The 17,642-nt window shown below is 60.7% G+C and carries 17 protein-coding genes; 10 read left to right on the top strand and 7 right to left on the bottom strand.

The features are described from left to right. The first annotated feature begins 14 nt into the window (after positions 1–14). Positions 15–1,280, top strand: a complete 1,266-nt coding sequence (locus tag JTP94_RS33890) for a glycerate kinase (RefSeq protein WP_204854714.1) — start codon at positions 15–17, stop codon at positions 1,278–1,280. A gap of 19 nt (positions 1,281–1,299) precedes the next feature. Here JTP94_RS33890 and JTP94_RS33895 read toward each other — a convergent pair whose 3' ends face one another. Further along, positions 1,300–1,482 carry a hypothetical protein gene (locus JTP94_RS33895; protein WP_204854715.1) on the bottom strand — a complete coding sequence of 61 codons (183 nt, stop codon included), beginning with the start codon at positions 1,480–1,482 and terminating at the stop codon, positions 1,300–1,302. Between the two features lie 337 nt (positions 1,483–1,819). Here JTP94_RS33895 and ggt point away from each other — a divergent pair, with 337 nt between their 5' ends. Together ggt and JTP94_RS33905 are read left to right on the top strand one after the other, a co-directional pair. Continuing rightward, on the top strand, positions 1,820–3,565 hold the full coding sequence (gene ggt / locus JTP94_RS33900; RefSeq protein ID WP_204854716.1) for a gamma-glutamyltransferase: 1,746 nt from the start codon (positions 1,820–1,822) through the stop codon (positions 3,563–3,565). Between the two features lie 366 nt (positions 3,566–3,931). Next, entirely contained in the window at positions 3,932–5,386 is a 1,455-nt protein-coding gene (locus JTP94_RS33905) for an MFS transporter (RefSeq protein ID WP_204854717.1), read from the top strand. A 207-nt stretch (positions 5,387–5,593) separates the two neighbouring features. Here JTP94_RS33905 and JTP94_RS33910 read toward each other — a convergent pair whose 3' ends face one another. Further along, positions 5,594–5,803, bottom strand: a complete 210-nt coding sequence (locus JTP94_RS33910; RefSeq protein ID WP_034503699.1) for a cold-shock protein — start codon at positions 5,801–5,803, stop codon at positions 5,594–5,596. A gap of 255 nt (positions 5,804–6,058) precedes the next feature. Here JTP94_RS33910 and JTP94_RS33915 point away from each other — a divergent pair, with 255 nt between their 5' ends. Both JTP94_RS33915 and JTP94_RS33920 read left to right on the top strand, forming a co-directional pair. Beyond that, positions 6,059–6,565 carry a hypothetical protein gene (locus JTP94_RS33915; RefSeq protein WP_246755443.1) on the top strand — a complete coding sequence of 169 codons (507 nt, stop codon included), beginning with the start codon at positions 6,059–6,061 and terminating at the stop codon, positions 6,563–6,565. Positions 6,566–6,685: 120 nt separating this feature from the next. Continuing rightward, a complete protein-coding gene (locus JTP94_RS33920) occupies positions 6,686–8,239 on the top strand; it encodes an alpha/beta fold hydrolase (RefSeq protein ID WP_204854718.1) in 1,554 nt (517 codons plus the stop codon). A gap of 198 nt (positions 8,240–8,437) precedes the next feature. Here the strand turns inward: JTP94_RS33920 and JTP94_RS33925 are convergent, their stop codons facing one another. Further along, on the bottom strand, positions 8,438–9,715 hold the full coding sequence (locus JTP94_RS33925) for an L-fuconate dehydratase (RefSeq protein ID WP_204854719.1): 1,278 nt from the start codon (positions 9,713–9,715) through the stop codon (positions 8,438–8,440). Between the two features lie 41 nt (positions 9,716–9,756). After that, positions 9,757–10,917: a CaiB/BaiF CoA-transferase family protein gene (locus JTP94_RS33930; RefSeq protein ID WP_204854876.1), complete on the bottom strand. Its 1,161-nt coding sequence runs from the start codon at positions 10,915–10,917 to the stop codon at positions 9,757–9,759. A 233-nt stretch (positions 10,918–11,150) separates the two neighbouring features. Between JTP94_RS33930 and JTP94_RS33935 the strand changes: the two genes are divergently transcribed. Further along, positions 11,151–11,564: a carboxymuconolactone decarboxylase family protein gene (locus JTP94_RS33935; protein WP_204854720.1), complete on the top strand. Its 414-nt coding sequence runs from the start codon at positions 11,151–11,153 to the stop codon at positions 11,562–11,564. A gap of 59 nt (positions 11,565–11,623) precedes the next feature. Here JTP94_RS33935 and JTP94_RS33940 read toward each other — a convergent pair whose 3' ends face one another. Continuing rightward, positions 11,624–12,013 carry a hypothetical protein gene (locus JTP94_RS33940; protein WP_034503693.1) on the bottom strand — a complete coding sequence of 130 codons (390 nt, stop codon included), beginning with the start codon at positions 12,011–12,013 and terminating at the stop codon, positions 11,624–11,626. A 340-nt stretch (positions 12,014–12,353) separates the two neighbouring features. On the opposite strand from JTP94_RS33940, the gene JTP94_RS33945 reads away from it, so the two are divergent. From JTP94_RS33945 to JTP94_RS33960, 4 genes are all read left to right on the top strand, one after another. Beyond that, positions 12,354–12,857: a cupin domain-containing protein gene (locus JTP94_RS33945; RefSeq protein WP_204854721.1), complete on the top strand. Its 504-nt coding sequence runs from the start codon at positions 12,354–12,356 to the stop codon at positions 12,855–12,857. 211 nt (positions 12,858–13,068) lie between these two features. Continuing rightward, complete coding sequence (locus JTP94_RS33950) at positions 13,069–13,917, top strand: MetQ/NlpA family lipoprotein (RefSeq protein WP_204854722.1); 849 nt, start codon at positions 13,069–13,071, stop codon at positions 13,915–13,917. Positions 13,918–14,048: 131 nt separating this feature from the next. Further along, positions 14,049–15,134 (top strand): methionine ABC transporter ATP-binding protein, encoded by a 1,086-nt coding sequence (locus JTP94_RS33955; RefSeq protein ID WP_204854723.1) that lies wholly within the window; start codon positions 14,049–14,051, stop codon positions 15,132–15,134. Continuing rightward, the gene (locus tag JTP94_RS33960; RefSeq protein WP_204854724.1) at positions 15,124–15,780 is read left to right on the top strand and encodes a methionine ABC transporter permease; all 657 of its coding nucleotides are present in this window, start codon (positions 15,124–15,126) and stop codon (positions 15,778–15,780) included. Before JTP94_RS33955 ends, JTP94_RS33960 begins: the two co-directional genes overlap by 11 nt. A 72-nt stretch (positions 15,781–15,852) precedes the next feature. Here JTP94_RS33960 and JTP94_RS33965 read toward each other — a convergent pair whose 3' ends face one another. Together JTP94_RS33965 and JTP94_RS33970 are read right to left on the bottom strand one after the other, a co-directional pair. Beyond that, positions 15,853–16,884: a hydroxyacid dehydrogenase gene (locus JTP94_RS33965; protein ID WP_204854725.1), complete on the bottom strand. Its 1,032-nt coding sequence runs from the start codon at positions 16,882–16,884 to the stop codon at positions 15,853–15,855. Positions 16,885–16,941: 57 nt separating this feature from the next. Then, positions 16,942–17,637 (bottom strand): DNA-3-methyladenine glycosylase I, encoded by a 696-nt coding sequence (locus JTP94_RS33970; protein ID WP_204854726.1) that lies wholly within the window; start codon positions 17,635–17,637, stop codon positions 16,942–16,944. Positions 17,638–17,642 lie beyond the last annotated feature (5 nt).

A 17,642-nucleotide genomic window follows, 5' to 3' on the forward strand; every position in this document is an offset into this window, starting at 1 on the left:
ACAGGCACTTTGACATGACCGTTTCCGATCCCCGCGCCTTCCTCACCTCCCTGTTCGACGCCGCCGTGCGTGCGGCCGATCCACTGACGGGCATTCGCGCGCATCTGCCGGCCAAGCCGAAGGGGCGGACGATCGTCATCGGTGCCGGCAAGGGCTCGGCACAAATGGCAGCCGCGCTGGAGCAATGCTGGGATGGTCCGCTCGAAGGGCTGGTGGTGACGCGATACGGCTTTTCGGCGCCTTGCCGGCAGATGGAGATCATCGAAGCCGCCCATCCGGTGCCCGACGAAGCAGGGCTGATCGCCTCCGGCCGGCTATTGAAGCTCGTCGAAGGCCTGACGGAGGACGATCTGGTCATCGCCCTCATTTCCGGCGGCGGCTCGGCTCTGCTTCCATCGCCGGCGGGTACGCTGGCGCTCGCCGACGAGATCGCCGTCAACAAGGCACTGCTCGCCTCCGGCGCGCCGATTTCAGCGATGAATGTCATCCGCAAGCATCTGTCGACCATCAAGGGTGGCCGCCTTGCAGCCGCAGCCCATCCGGCCAAGGTTGTCTCGCTTGTCGTCTCGGATATTCCCGGCGACGATCCGGCGCTCGTCGCTTCCGGGCCGACCGTGCCGGGTGCCGGCACGCGTGCCGAGGCGCTCGATCTCATCCGCCTCTACCGGATCGAGCTGCCTGCTGCCGTTCTCGCCCATATCGAAAGGCAGGAGGCCGATGCGCCCCGGCCCGATGATCCGCGCTTTGCCGGTCATGAGGTGCATCTCATTGCATCCGCCGGTGTCTCTCTCGAGGCGGCTGCCGAAGTCGCGCGCGCGGCCGGCATCGAAACGGCCATTCTCTCGGATGCCATAGAGGGCGAAGCCCGTGAAGCCGCACACATGCATGCCGCCATCGCCCGCGAGGTGCTGCACCGCAGCCGGCCCTTTACCAAGCCGGTCGTGCTGCTCTCGGGCGGCGAAACGACGGTGACGCTGAAAGGCAAAGGCAAGGGCGGCCGAAATTCCGAATTCCTGCTGTCGCTGGCGATCGACATAGATGGCCATGACGGCATTCATGCCATGGCGGCGGATACCGACGGCATCGATGGCAGCGAAGACAATGCCGGCGCTTTTGCCGACGCCGGCACGGTGGCGCGGCTGCGTAATGCCGGAGTGATCCCCGCCGAAATGCTGGCGAACAACGATGCCTGGACAGCCTTCAATGCCATTGGCGATCTCTTCGTCCCCGGCCCGACAGGAACGAATGTCAACGACCTCCGCGCCATCCTGATCGTGTAAACGCTAGGGTAGATGCAAGTCAGGTACCGACGGTGCAGTCGTCGCAGCGCCAGTAGGCGGCCGCCATCGATGTCCATCGAAGAAAGTGGCGGCTACAATGCATGCACTCGATTTCGACGACATGCGTCTTCTCGGCAATGACGTGTGGCTTGGCCTTGGTCTTGCGTTCGTTCTTCCACTGTTCAAGCTTCGTGACGGCCATCATTACCTTCCGCGCAATACTTCCGCCTCGACGAGGGTTCCCCTAAAGTAGGCTGAACTAATGAAAGAAATATTGCAAGTGCGAAGGCGCCACCAACTCCTACACCTGGGAAGGACGAAACGACCCGTTTGCCACAGACGCTTGACGTGATATCGGTCAGTTTGGCGTCTGACGCTGACTGCTGTGGTCTCTCGCGAAAGATGGACGTTTTACTTTCGATTCACCTCTCGACGGCGCCACCGAAAAAATCACAACTGCGGATATCGCCATTTTCGTGCTGAACACCATGTCAATGGTGGGTCCTTTTACCCCTAATACCGCAACGAGAGGCATCATCATGCGCCAATTCCGCCAGCGGGCGATCTCCTCGGTCACCCTGGTCACATTCGCTCTTTTCTCCATCACGACAGCCCGAGCCGCCTCGCCGCCCCCGGTGGAGGCCGAGCATGGCATGGTGGTCACCGCCCAGCATCTGGCCACAGATGTCGGCGTGCAGGTGCTGAAAAGCGGCGGCAATGCGGTCGATGCCGCGGTCGCGGTCGGCTATGCGCTGGCCGTGGTCTATCCGACCGCCGGAAATATCGGCGGCGGCGGCTTCATGACCATCCGCTTGCGGGACGGCAAGACCACATTCCTGGATTTTCGTGAGCGCGCACCGTTGGCATCCACCAAGGGCATGTATCTCGACGACAAGGGCAATGTCGTCAAAGGCGCGAGCACCGATGGCTATCTCGCTGTCGGCGTGCCGGGCTCGGTCATGGGTTTCGAAACGGCCCGCGAGAAATACGGCACCAAGTCCCGCCAGGATCTGATGGCGCCCGCCATTCGCTATGCCAAGGAAGGCTTCACGCTGAATCAGGCCGATGCGGCCGAGCTGAACGAGGGCAAGAAATGGCTCGCGCGCGATCCGGCCACGGCCGCGATCTTCACCAAGGTGGACGGCACGCCCTTTGCGACCGGCGATACGCTGACCCAACCGGATCTCGCCAATGCTCTTTCCGGCATTTCGGAACAGGGGCCTGATGGATTCTATAAGGGACCGATCGCCAACGCCATCGTCAAGGCAAGCCAGGACAAGGGCGGCATTCTCGCAAACCAGGATTTCGAGCAATATAAGGTCCGCGAGCTCGATCCCGTGAAGTGCGACTATCGCGGCTACGAGATCATTTCCTCGCCACCCCCCTCTTCCGGCGGCATCATCATCTGCGAAATCCTCAATGTGCTGGAAGGCTACCCGCTTTCCTACACCGGCTATGCCTCGGCGGACACCGTGCACTTCATGACCGAAGCCATGCGTTACGCCTATGTCGACCGCAATTCGGCTCTCGGCGATCCAGACTTCGTCGACAACCCGGTCAGCAAGCTGCTGGACAAAGGCTATGCCAAGAAGATCCGCGACAGCATCGATCCCTACAAGGCCGGTACTTCCAAGGATCTGATGCCGAAGGGCCTCGGCGAAAGCCATGAGACGACGCATTATTCGATCATCGACAACGATGGCAACGCCGTTGCCGTCACCTACACGCTGAACGGTTCCTTCGGCGCCGGCGTCGTCGCGCCCGGCACGGGCATTCTTTTGAACAACGAGATGGACGACTTCACCTCCAAGCCGGGCGTGCCCAACCTCTATGGCTTGGTGCAGGGCGAAGCCAACGCCATCCAGCCGAAGAAAACGCCCCTTTCGTCCATGAGCCCGACGATCATCGCCAAGGACGGCAAGCCCTTCATGGTGATCGGCAGCCCCGGCGGCTCGCGCATCATCACCATCACGCTCGAAGCGATCATCAACGTCATCGATTTCGGCATGAATATCCAGCAGGCGATCGACGCGCCGCGCATCCATCACCAATGGCTGCCGGATAAAATCTATACCGAGCCCTATGCGCTTTCGCCCGATACGATGAAGCTGCTGGCCGGCATGGGCTACACGATTCAGGTCGGCGGCGACTGGCCGGTCTGGGGTCAGGCCGCGGGCATCCTGGTCGGCGGCAAGAGCCTCGGGGATATCGCCAAGGGTGGTGGCGCCCGCTACAATGGCGCCATGGATAGCCGCGCCGGCTCGGGGCTTGCCGAAGGCTACTGACCGCTTCCCCGCGTGCCATCGCGACACTAAGGCCGGTGCCGTCCTTCTCGGCACCGGCATTTTTGCGCGCAACTTCTAAGATCGAAACGCTAATGCGAACACACCATCTTACGTGGTAAAACGAACCGTGAGCGCCACAACCACGGCATAATGCCTCATCTGTTCATCTGGCATTCATCCGTTGTTGCATTCCTGCCCGGGTGCGTCATTTTTTCCATTTCGATCAAGGAGATTTGCGATTTCTGATATAGAAATCGCGCGCAAGCGGGAGTATACAGGCGGCCATTCGAACCGGCCTTCGCGCCGCGACCAGACTTGCGGTTCTGTCTCCGGACCCCTCCGCACCATCGAGAGCGATCCCCGACAATGTCGGATCAGATATTCCAGGCCGCCCCCACCCGGCGGGCCGCGCCGAATTTTCGTGTAGTAGCGCTTATTGTAGCAAGCGCGATGTTCATGGAACAGCTTGACGCGACAGTGCTCGCAACAGCCCTTCCGACCATGGCAAGAGACTTCGGCGTCAGCGCGCCGGCCATGAGTATCTCGCTGACTTCATACCTTCTCAGCCTCGCGATCTTCATTCCCGCCAGCGGCGCCATCGCCGATCGTTTCGGGTCGCGCACCGTCTTCCGATCCGCCATTGCGGTCTTCGTTGTCGGCTCGCTTCTCTGCGCGCAGGCGCCGAACCTGTTCTTCCTCGTCATCGCGCGGCTCCTCCAGGGTCTCGGCGGCGCCATGATGCTGCCTGTGGGACGCCTGGTGCTGATGCGCAGCGTCGCCCGCAAGGATATGGTGAACGCCATGTCCTGGCTGCTCATTCCGGCGCTTGTCGGTCCCATCCTCGGGCCGCCCGTCGGTGGCATGTTCGTGACCTATCTCGACTGGCGCTGGATCTTCTATATCAATGTGCCCATCGGCGTCATCGGCTTCATACTGGTGACGATGTTCATCGAAGACGTGAAAGGCCCGCGCAACGGCCGCTTCGATCTGTCGGGCTTCATCCTGTCCGGCATCTCGCTCGGCTCGCTGCTGTTCGGCTTCGAAATGTCCAGCCGCGAGGGCGAAGGCTATATGGCCGTCTTCCTCATCTCGATCGGCCTGCTGTTCGGCATCGCCTATCTTCGCCATGCCCGCAAGCATCCGTCGCCGATCATGGATTTCTCGCTGATGAAGGTGCCGACCTTCCGGACATCGGTCATTGCCGGCTCGTTGACGCGCATCAGCCAGGGCGCCCATCCCTTCCTCATTCCCTTGATGCTGCAGCTCGGTTTCGGCCTTTCGGCTGCCGCAGCCGGCCAGATCGCCATTGCGACCGCGCTTGGCTCCATGGCGATGAAGCCGTTGCAGGTCCGCATCCTGCGCACGCTCGGCTTCCGCACCGCCCTCATCATCTTCGGTCTGATCGGCACGCTCGGCTACGGACTGTGCGCCATCTTCCAGCCCGACTGGCCGATGCCTGTCATCTTCGTGATCCTGTTCTTCTGCGGCTTCTTCATGTCGTTCCAGTTCACGGCCTACAACACGATCGCCTATGACGAAATCGAGCGCGACCGCATGAGCATCGCGACCAGCTTCTATTCGACCTTCCAGCAGCTGATGCTTTCTCTCGGCATCTGCATCGCTGCCCTCGCCCTGCACGGCTCGACCCAGTTCCGCGGACATGCGAAGGCCGAGATGAGCGACTTCTCCGTCGCCTTCCTTGTCGTGACAGCCATCGCGCTTCTTGCGGTCATCTGGAACGCCAGATTCTCGCGCACCGCCGGCTCGGAAATCAGCGGCCACCGCCGCAAATCGCCGGCGGATGGGCTCGGCGAACATTGAGTCGGCCATACCGCTCAACTGCAAAGACAAAATAAAAAGCGCCGATCATCGATCGGCGCTTCGGTCTTGATAGACGATCTTGTCTGCCCCTGCTCAACCGGAGCTAATTGCGAAAAACAAAAAAGGCCGGGCTAACCCGACCTCTTCCTTCATTGTCTCGACGATCGATGCTAGTTCATCCGTGGTCAAAGATCGGAAACGAATGGCTTACATGGCTTCCAGCTGATCAGCCGACATCTTGCCCGAACGCTTGTCCTTGACAAGCTCGTAGGAAATCTTCTGGCCGTCGCGGAGAGTGCTCATTCCAGCGCGTTCAACGGCAGAAATATGCACGAAAACATCCGTCGCGCCATCATCGGGCTGAATGAAACCAAAACCCTTGGCAGCATTGAACCACTTTACAGTACCTGTGCTCATAACGATGACCTTTCAATCGCTCATATAATAATCCCGATCCAGGGAATAACTGGATGGCAGTACACCGATTTTGAGAGGGAAGCTCGTCAGTATTGCGCGGAACGCGTCGCAGCAAAGTTCATTCACCAATATCGATGGCGGTGCTTATATCCGATAAGCATATTCCTCACAAGCAGAAACATCTAAAATATCGAAGCAGCCAGATATCTCATCAAAACGGGCCTGGGTGGAGGAAAATCCAGGCGCAATTCTGGATTGAAAAACGAAGGTATTTCAGTTGATTTCCTGCTATTTCCATCATCTTTCTCCAGGCTTCATCGGGTATTTTCAGCCAAGTTGCACCTTCTGATAGGCCTTCCATCGTCTGTTTCCGCCAGGGATCGCGGAATTATATCGCTTATGCGGCGCATCATCTGCTACAGGATGAAATCATCAGTCTTGCAAGCGCGGTCGATCAACGCGCACTATTTGCAACCAACGCCAACGCCGACACGAACCATGGAGGCCGATATGGCGCCACCCAACAAAGACAACCTATTCGGCTCCAAGAAACAGGCAGCCCCGGCCAAGGCCAATCAGCTCGATTCCACCGTCAAGGAAATCCTCGCCAGCGAACAGGCGATGCGCGCTCGGAAAACGGCTCGCCTGCGCGAGCTTCGCCTCGAGAAGGAGGCATCGGAACCGCCGCCGGAGCCAAAGACGAAAGCCAAGCGAAAGACCTCAAAAGCATCCGAAGCGGCCAAACTCGAATCCGAAAAATAACATCGCTCGACAGATGAGATTGCGTATTTCGTGAACACAGCCTCTACGTCCCGCGCATTGAATCGGAGGTAGCTTGCGCCCTAAATTGCCACCAATCTCACAATTGAGTCTGGAGCATTCATGGTCGCCGGCATCCACCACGTCACGCTGATTACCCGCAAGGTTCAGGCAAATGTCGATTTCTACGTCGGCATTCTCGGCCTGCGCCTCGTCAAGCGCACGGGCGGCTTCGAGGATGCCACCCAGCTTCATCTGCTTTATGGCGACGCAAAGGGCTCGCCGGGTTCGCTGGTGACCTTTCTCGTCTGGGAGGATGGCTCTCCGGGCCGCGCCGGCGTCGGCCAGGTCGGCGAGATTTCGCTTGCGATCGACCCCATGAGCATCGGCTTCTGGCTGACGCGTGCGTTGAGCGCCGGCCTGAAGCCGGAAGGTCCTTTCGAGGAATTCGGCGAACCGGTCCTGCGGCTGAAGGATCCGGACGGCATCATCGTCAAGCTGGTCGGCACCAACGCCTTGCAGGCAGCCGCCCCCTGGACGAACGATGCTATCCCGCAGGAGCACGCCATTCGCCGCATTCGCGGGACGACGCTGTTCAGCGAAACGCCGGACGAAACGCGGGAGCTTCTGGTCAACCATTTCGACTATCGGCCGCAGGCAACCAATGGCGCCATCAGCCGGCTCGTGTCGGAACCCGGCGATATCATCGACATCAGGGATGCGCGCGGCTTCTGGGCGAGCGCGCCGGGCACGGGCACGGTCGACCATGTCGCCTTTCGCGCCGCCGACGATGCCGAGCTTCAATCGGTGCGAACAGCGCTGCAGGCGGTCAATTCCTGGCCGACCGCGATGCATGACCGCAAGTATTTCCGCTCGCTCTATGTTCGCGAACCCGGCCGCATCCTCTTCGAGCTGGCAACGGATGCGTCGGGCATGCTGGTCGATGAGGACGAGACAACACTCGGCACGCGCCTCTTTTCGCCTGACGACAAGCCGGAGCGGCAGGCCGAGCTGGAGGTGATCCTGCCGCAGTTCTCCATGCCCGGCGAACCGCGCGTCATCTATCGCGACCTGCCCTTCATCCATCGCTTCTTCACGCCACAGCAGCCGAACGGCAATATCTTCGTCCTGTTGCACGGCTCCGGCGCCAATGAAACGACGATGCTACCGATCGGCCACAAGATCGATGCCAACACGACATTGCTCAGTGTGCGTGGCCGTGCGCTCGAGGAAGGCTCGCCGCGCTGGTTTCGCCGGGTGGGGCCTATGTCCTTCGATCAGACCGATATCGTCAACGAGGCGGAAGCCTTCGCCGCTTTCATCGATGGTGCGATCCACGCCTATAGCCTCGACCCGGACCGCATCGTCTATATCGGCTATTCGAACGGCGCCAACCTGCTGAACGCCATGCTGTCACTGCACCCGCAACTCATTCGCCGCGCTGTGTTGCTGCGGTCCATGGCCGTGCTCGAAAATCCGCCGGCAGCTGATATGTCGACCGCCAACGTACTTGTTATCGCAGGCGAAAAGGATTTGTACGGTCCATACGCCCAACCCCTTGCCGAGCGCCTGCAGAACGGCGGCGCAAAGGTCGAGCTTGCGACTGTCCCTGCCGGTCACGAGCTTGATGATGCGGATGTGCCGGTCATTCAGCGCTGGCTGAACCAGCCCGCGTAACCCCTTCTCCCCTCGGGGGTCCGAAGGACGGGTTGAGACCTGCGGCTCAACCCCGGTAGGTGCCGCCCTTCGACAAGCTCAGAAGGCGGATGGGGGTGCCAGGAGCACAAAAACCGATTGATTCAAGGCGGTTGGCCCCCTCATCCGACCCTTCGGGCCACCTTCTCCCCTCGGGGAGAAGGCACTTGCGGCAGATGATCAGCCCTTGAAAGTATACTCGGCGATCGACTCCGGCTTCATCTCGATCGAGAAGCCCGGCAGGCTCGGCGGCATGTAAGCGGCATCGCGGATGATGCAAGGGTCGATGAAATGCTCGTGCAGATGATCGACATATTCGATGACGCGACCATCCTTGGTGCCGGACACGGCGATGTAATCGATCATCGACAGATGCTGCACATATTCGCACAGGCCGACGCCGCCGGCATGCGGCCACACGGGCAGCCCATACTTGGCGGCAATCAGCAGCACGGCGAGAACTTCGTTGAGACCGCCCATGCGGCAGGAATCGATCTGCACGATGTCGATCGCGCCTTCGGCGATGAACTGCTTGAACATGATGCGGTTCTGGCACATTTCGCCTGTGGCAACCTTCACCGGGCCGATCGCCTCGCGGATCTTGCGGTGTCCGGCGACATCGTCCGGGCTGGTCGGCTCCTCAATGAAGAACGGCTTTGCAAAGGCAAGCTTGCCCACCCAGTCGATCGCCTGGCCAACTTCCCAGACCTGATTGGCGTCGATCATCAGATAGCGGTCGGGTCCGATCACCTCGCGGGCGATGGTGAGGCGGCGAATATCGTCTTCGAGATCGCGGCCGACCTTCATCTTCACATGATTGAAGCCGGCATCGATCGCCTCCTGGCAGAGGCGGCGCAGCTTGGCATCATCATAGCCGAGCCAGCCGGCTGAGGTCGTGTAGCAGGCATACCCTTCGCGCTCGAGCGTGGCGATGCGATCCGCCTTGCCGGCTTCCGCCTTCTTCAGGATGGCGACCGCTTCGTCGCGAGTCAGAACATCTGTCAGGTAGCGATAGTCGACGATATCGGCGATCTGCTCCGCATCCATCTCCGCCACCAGGCGCCAGACCGGCTTGCCGGCTTCCTTCGCAAGCAGATCCCAGACGGCGTTGACGACCGCGCCTGTGGCAAGGTGCATCGCGCCCTTCTCAGGGCCGATCCAGCGCAGCTGGCTGTCGCTGGTCAGATGCCGCCAGTACTTGCCGGGGTTTTCCAGCACGGTCGCAAGCTCCGTGCCGACAACCAGATGCCGCATCGCCTCGATCGCCATGCAGCAGATGTCGTTGCCGCGCCCGATGGTGAAAGTCAGGCCGTGGCCGGCAAGGCCCGGCCTGTCGGTCTCGAGAATGACATAGGCTGCCGAATAATCCGGATCCGGATTCATCGCATCGGAACCGTCGAGGCTCTGCGATGTGGGGAAGCGCAAATCGAAAACACGAAGATTGGTGATGCGCGTCATTGGAAAACTCCTTCTAAATCCATCGGCCGCCTCTCGAAACCTCAACCGAGGTCGAACTCCTCCCAGAGCGCCACATTATGCTCGCCAACGTGCGGGGCCGCACGCTCGAATTTCGGTCGCTGCCCGTCGATGCGGATGGGCGAGCGTGTGGTGCTAAGGCTAACCCCGTCATCGCGTCCGATCGTCTGTAGCATGTCGAGAACGCGAAAGCCTTCGCTGCCAAGCAGCTCCGGCCAGTTCAGGACCCGGGCGCACCAGATGTCGGCAGGCTCCAGGATGGCAAGCCATTCGTCCACGCTGCGGGTGGCGATACGCGCCGAGATAAGCGCCTTGATGTCATCGCGCGACGTGAACCAGCTTTTCGGGTCGTCGCGATAGGGCGCCAGCTCCTCCATGCCGAGCAGATCGGCAAGCCTAGGAATCGGCGTCATGGCGATGGCGAGATAGCCGTCGGTGGCGGGATAGACGCCATAGGGCGCTGAGAGATAGGCATGGGCGCTGCGCACGTGGGAGCGCTGCGGCAGCTTGTTGCCGTTGTTCATGTGGACGCTCAGCACTTCCACCTGCAAGTCGATCAACGCTTCCAGCAGGCTGGTCTCGACCAAGCCGCCCTCGCCTGTCACGCCACGCCGAACCAGCGCCGCCAGAATGCCTTGAGCCGCTGCCGCACCGGCCAGCATGTCGCCGATCGCCAGACCGAACGGCACCGGCCCCTGCCCTTCGTCGCCATTCAGCCACATGACACCGGAGCGTGACTGCGCCAGGAGATCCTGACCCGGCCGCGATACCCACGGGCCTTCTTCGCCGTAACCGCTGATCGAGCAGTAGACGAGACGAGGGTTGAGCTTGCTCGCAGCCTTGTAGTCCAATCCCAGCCGCTCAATCACACCCGGGCGGAAATTCTGTACGAGAACGTCGGCCTTGGAGATGAGCTTGCGCAGCGCGCTCATGTCGTGCTCGTTCTTCAGGTCGATCGCCAGGCTTTCCTTGGAGCGGTTGATGGCATGGAAGATGGTGGAATCGCCGCTCTCGTCATCGCTGAGATAAAGCCCGCGCGAAAGATCGCCACCACCAGGCCGTTCGATCTTGATGACCCTGGCGCCGAGATCCATCAGTCTGAGGGTGCAGTAAGGCCCGGACAGGAACTGGCTCATATCGACGACCACCAGCCCGGCCAGCGGCAAGTCCTTCTTCAGCGCCATCGATATTCCCGCTCCCATGACATCACTTCGGCCAAAAGCGCTTCTCCGCCTCGACAAACACCCTCGTTGCCGATTCCCGCGTCAGCCCCAATCTTCTTATGTGAATAGTATTTTCACATATGGATGACATTTGCAAACAAAAAGAGGGAGGATATTCACCAGCCGTGTCGCCAAGGCCGCCGGAAAATACGCTATGCTTCGGCAGGGTCAGGATTGTTGAAAGGAGATTGAGGATGGCGACGGTCAAATTGCTCGATGATGCGGAGGCGGAAGCGATCCCGGCGGTCAAGGCGGTGTTCGACGATATCCGTGCCGTCCGAAAGTCCGATTTCGTCAATAATTTCTGGCGCGGCCTCGCCAACGACCCAGCCTTGCTGAAGCGCACCTGGGAAGGCCTGAAGGCGGTCATGGTGGCGGAGGGCGCGCTCGATCCGCTGGTGCGCGAGATGATCTATATCGCCGTCTCGACGGCTAATGGCTGCACCTATTGTGTCCATTCCCATACCGCAGCCGCCAGGGCAAAGGGCATGACGGATGCCCAACACGGGGAGCTGCTGGCCGTCATCGGCCTTGCAGGACAGACGAACCATCTGGTCACGGCTATGCAGATTCCGGTCGATCCCGAATTCGACGTCAGCCATCCCTGACAACGTAAAAAGGCCCGCAGGCGGGTGCCGGCGGGCCTTCGATCAGCAATGCTCGCGTTTTAGCGGTCAGACTTTTCCGTAGCCTGAGCTTCTCCCGCGATGGCAGCGACGCTGATACCGTTGTTCACGGCCAGCAGCCTTTTGCGAACCAGAACGCCCATCACGCGGGCGGCCGTCGAAAAGGTCATCGTGTCAAGCGGACCTTCGCCCTCCCAGGGCTTGGTCAACCGTTCGGTCACAGCCGAAACGATATTGTTGGGCACGATGTCGGTGCATTCGCGCATGGCTTCGAAAACGACGCTGATGGGGATGATCCGCCCCTCAAACGTCACAATCGGTTCGGTTACTTCGCTGTCCCATTCTTCGAAGGCATAAAGTCCTTCGCGGAAGAGCTGCTGCAACGTAATGGGGGCATGACCCTCATGAAGGGGCGGCAAGGCATTCGACATGTCTGTCTCCTTTCAATTGGAAGTCCGGCGCATGATATGAAAGTAATCGGTCTCCTTCAGAGACCAGGCGCTGCTTCTTGAGTTTGGCGCGCCCCGAACGCATTCAATAGGGGCAAGCGGCGCGGCAAACCAGGTTGTGACCGGCGCAACGCGGGACGCACACAAAATGTTCCCACCGGTCATTTAACTTGATCAAGTCTATAGATTAATCACGACTTGAAAAGCCTCTTTGATAATTTTCTGCAATTCTCTTTATTTTTGAAGGCCTTCGAGTAGAGTAAAATGCCGCGATCCATCCGGAAGGCGCGCGAATCCCTTCCAAAACGGTGAAAGGAAGACCATGTGCGGCAATCATGACAATGGGCATGAACATGGGCACGATCACAGTTCCGAGCCGATCGACTGGCGCGAACATGGCGTCAAAATCATCCCTGGCAATGCCCTCGACCCGAATACGGCGCAGACGCCGGGCATGAATCGCGCAACCGCGATCAACCACGCCCGCGCCGGCGCGGAGAAGATCTGGGCCGGAACCGTGACGATCCACGCCAACGCCAAGACCGGCGCCCATCATCACGGCGATCTCGAAAGCATCATCTATGTCGTCAAGGGTAAGGCGCGGATGCGCTGGGGCGAAAATCTGGAATTCGTGGCTGAAGCCGGCCCCGGCGATTTCATCTTCGTGCCGCCATTCGTGCCGCATCAGGAAATCAATGCCAGCCGCGACGAGACGCTGGAATGCGTGCTGGTGCGCTCCGGACAGGAACCCGTGGTGGTCAATCTCGATATCGAGCCTGTGGAAAAGCCGGAAAATGTCCTCTGGAAGGACCCGATCCATCGCTAGCTTGCATAAGCTTTGGGCAATTGCCTATTTTGCCACATAAATAATCTATAATATTTGTAGAAAATTAGTTTCCGCTTTGCACTGCACTGAAAAGAGTTTTTCAGAAGTGCGCCGCACAACGCATGATCCTGCTTCGCGACGCGAACACGCGTCTGAGATGATTAAGCCGTCAACGAGATAACGATCTCGATCATCTGGAACAGGATTTCCCATGACTGAAAAGCTTCTCAAAGGTTTCGACGCGCTGCGCCTTTCCCGCCGCGCCGGCCTTGCCGCCATCCTTGCCTCTGCTGTCGCCGCTTTCGGCTTGATGGCGACCGCTACCCCGTCTTTCGCTGCCGACAAGACGATCAAGGTCGGCATCATGAGCGGCGAGGACGAAGATGTCTGGCGCGTGGTCACCACGGAAGCCGCCAAGAAGGGGCTGAAGATCGAAACGGTCGTCTTCAACGACTATACCCAGCCGAACGAAGCGCTTGAGCGCGGCGAAGTCGATGCCAACGCCTTCCAGCATCAGCCCTATCTCGACAACCAGGTCAAGCAGCACGGCTACCATATCGTCCGCGTCGGCTATACCGGTGTCTGGCCGATCGGCCTCTACACCAAGAAGTACAAGGTAGTGGCCGAACTCCCAAAGGGTGCGGTCATCGGCGTGCCGAACGATCCTTCCAATGAGGGCCGCGCGCTGCGTGTGCTGCAGACCGAGGGCCTGATCAAGCTCAAGGACGGCACCGGCATTCTCGCCACGACAGCCGATATCGCTGAGAACCCCAAGAATGTCGAGATCAAGGAGCTGGACGCCGGCATCGTCGGCCGCTCGATCGATGACCTTGACGCAGCTGTCGTCAACACCGACTGGGCGCTGAAGAGCGGCCTGACACCGAAGGATCGCATCGCGCAGGAGCCGATCGACGGCAACCCTTATCGCAATTTCATTGCCGTCAAACAGGGCAGCGAAAACGAGGCTTGGGTCAAGACGCTGGTGGCCGCCTACCAGAACGACACCGTCAAGGCCGAGTTCGACAAGGTCTACAAGGGAACGGGCCTGAGCGCCTATTGATAACCGGACGGCGCGGGGGACAGCGCTGAGCGGCAAGGCGGCCGGGGCATCTTGCCCGGGCCGCCTTTGGTGTTTACAGCGCTGCCTCAACCCGCGCCGCACGCAAAAAGAAGATCGGGAAACAGACAGACATGAACTCCTTCACCCCAGCCACATCAATCAATGGCCACCCGCCACCCGATACGTCGGCCAGCGACGAAATCATCCGTCTCGTCGATGTCCGCCGTCGGTTCGGTACAACACCCGCGCTCGACGGCGTCTCGCTGACGGCGCGCCGTGGCGAGATCGTCGGCATCATCGGCCGCAGCGGCGCCGGCAAGTCGACGCTGATCCGTTGCCTCAACGGGCTGGAACGCTCCGATAGCGGCGAGATCCACATCGAAGGCCGCGACATCGCCCGTTTGTCGGAGAAGGAGCTGCAGCCGCTGCGCCGCCGCATCGGCATGGTCTTCCAGCACTTCAATCTGCTGTCTTCCAAGACGGTCGAAGAGAACATCGCCCTGCCGCTGAAGATCGAGGGCGTCGCCAAGGCCGAGCGCTTCCAGCGCGCCCGGGAGCTGCTTGATCTCGTCGGCCTCGCCGACAAGGCAAAGGCCTATCCTGCGGCCCTCTCTGGCGGTCAGAAGCAGCGTGTCGGCATTGCCCGTGCCCTCGCCGCCCGCCCGGCGCTGCTGCTGTCGGACGAAGCGACATCGGCGCTCGATCCGGAAACGACGCGGTCGATCCTCGCATTGCTGAAAGATATCAATCGCAAGCTCGGGCTCACCATTCTGCTGATCACCCATGAGATGGAAGTGGTGCGCTCGATCGCCGATCGCGTTGCCGTCATCGATGCAGGCCGGATCGTTGAGGAAGGTTCCGTTTGGACCGTCTTCGCCAACCCCGAAACGGAAATCACCGCAAGCCTGCTTGGCGGCATCCGCCCGCAGCTTCCGGAACACATCGCCGCCCGCCTGTCGCCGACCTCAGGGGTGGAGGCCATCCTCAGCGTCGACCTCGCCGGCCCGGCCGCGCAAGGCGCGCTCTTTGCCGAGCTTTCCGCCGCCCTGCCGCGCTCTTTCCGCCTGGTTCACGGCGGCATCGACCACATTCAGAACCAGCCCGTCGCCCGCTTCTTCATTGCCGTCCCGACACGCGATGCGACCCTGCCGGCGCAAGTCAGCGATTTTCTGAACGCCCGCTCCGCCCGGGTGGAGGTTTTAGGCTATGACAACTGATGTAATCCTCAGCCTGCTTTGGCGCTCCTTCTGGGAGACCGTGTGGATGACCGGCGCATCCGGCCTGATCTCTTTGATCATCGGCCTGCCGCTCGGTCTTGCCCTCGTCATCACCAGTCGCGGCGGCATCGCCGAGCAACTCGCCGTCAACGGCGTCCTTGCGGCCCTGGTCAACGGCTTCCGGGCCGTGCCCTTCATAATCCTGCTGATTGCGCTCATTCCGCTGACGCGGCTGATCGTCGGCACCGCGCTCGGCACCACGGCGGCGATCGTGCCGCTGACCATCGCGGCTATCCCCTACTATGCCCGCATCGCTGAGGTATCGCTGCGCGAAGTCGATCGCGGCCTGATCGACGCGGTGCGCGCCATGGGCGGCAATCGCTGGACCATCATCCGCGAGGTGCTGGTGCCGGAAGCCATGCCCGGCATCGTCGCAGGCTTCACTGTAACGCTGGTGACGCTGATCGGCGCTTCCGCCATGGCCGGGACGATCGGCGGCGGCGGCCTCGGCGATCTTGCCATCCGCTATGGCTACCAACGTTTCGAAACCGGCGTCATGGTCGCCGTCGTTGTCGTGCTGATCATCCTCGTCTGCGGCATGCAATGGCTCGGCGACCGGCTGGCCGCCAGGCTGGATCGCCGCTAGCATTGTCGTGTGCATGCTCATCCCCCGTGCAGCGCGATCCGCTGCGCGGGGGATGAAAAGCAACCGCCATTATCAGTTCCGCGTCACCGGCTTCGAGCGCATCCGCGACACCGTTTCCCGCTCCGCGCGCTTGCAGCGCATCGGCGGCAGGCCGCGATCCATCAGATCCATGTCTTCCAGCACCATGTCGCCCATTTTCTTGAAGGCGCTGTCGAGCGCTCCGGCGCGATGGGCCGAGCGGAGGAAGCCCTTGAGGCTTCGCACCGGATGATCCTTGCCGAGCGGCTCCTCGGGATAGACGTCGCTCGCCGCCACGATATGACCGGAAGCGACTGCCGCCATCAGCGCGTCGAAATCGACGACGTCGGCCCGGCTGAGCAGAATGAAGGCTGCACCCTTGCGCATGCGCGCGAAAGCTTCAGTGCCGAGAAAGCCCTTGTTTTCGCTGGTGACGGAGGCAACCACGAAAATGAAATCGCTGCCCGACAGCACCTCGTCCAGCCCGGCGGGCTGAACGCCGTTTTCCCTGAGGATCGAAGGCGGCATCCAGGGATCGAACACCTTGATATTCGCCCGGAAGCCCGTCAGCACCCGGTTCAGCGCCTTGCCGAGCTCGCCGAAGCCGACAATGCCGATATCGCTGCCCGAAAGCAGCCGGGCGCTGGCATTGCCGTCGCCGCCCCAGAGCTCCCTGCCCTCGCGGAAATCGAGATCAGCGTCAACGATGCCGCGCGCCAGGCTCAGCGCAAATCCAAGCCCGATCTCGGCCACCGGCTCGGCAAAGACCAGGCCCGTGGTGACGACATGGATGCCACGCTCGAAAAGCACCTCGTAAGGCATGTTGTTGATGAGGTTGCTTTCGACATTCAGGATGCAGCGCAGTTGCGGCATAAGCTCCAGCGTCTCCTTAGACAGCGGCGGCTGGCCGATGATGTAGCGCGCTTCTGCGAGCACCTCGTCGCCCAATGCGGCGATATCCTCCGGATCCGCCTCGACGATGCGATATTTCGAGTGAAGCAGGGACAGCGCGTCCTTGGTGAAAATGAGTTCAAGCGAGCGCGGCTCCGGCGCGCTGATGGCCAAAGGCCTGCTGTCGGTCGTCATCTTAATCTTTCCCTGTTTCAGGCGTGCGATCCAATATCATTCGACGGCTCAAATCAATCAGGCTTCGTCCTCTTCTCCCGGCATTCCGACGGAGAAGGCGCAGATGCGTGAGAGATAGGTGAGCGGCAGGCCCGTCTCGGCGCACCAGGCATTGAATTGATCCTGGATCAGGCGAAGGTCCTTCTTCGTCGGCTTGCCCTCCGAGATCGGCAGGCCGGAAAGGCGCAGGCAGACGAGCACATCATGGCTCATGACGAAGCTGTCGCGGCCGATCGCCCGCAGGAAATATTGCCCGCTCATGCCGCCGAGCCGGTTCGCGCGCTTGTCGAGCACGCCGAGCAGGCCGATGTGATCCTCAATCGGCCAATCGGCAAAAAACTGGCCGGCGCTGCCATGCTCATCGGCAAGCTGGCGGATGAATTGGGCATTCGCCCGCACCGACATGATCTTGGCACCGTTGCGGACAATACGCGTGTCGGACGTCAGATCATGCCAGTAATCATCAGGCGCGAGATTGAGAAAGGCGGGATCGAAACCGGAGAAAGCCGCTTCAAAACCAGGCCACTTGGAATCGATGACGTTGCGGACGAAACCGGCATAAAAGACATAACGCGTCATCTCCGACAAAAGCCGATCGTCCGGCTGCGCACGCAAGGCATCGCGATCAGGCAATTTCGGCATCAGCGTCTTCAGCGCGGCAGCCCCGCCCTTGCGCTTTTCGGCCCGCTCCTCAATCTCCGCAAAGCTTCCCATGGCTG

The organism is Martinezella lusitana (assembly GCF_016901135.1).
GTDB classification, from domain to species: Bacteria; Pseudomonadota; Alphaproteobacteria; order Rhizobiales; family Rhizobiaceae; genus Rhizobium; species Rhizobium lusitanum_D.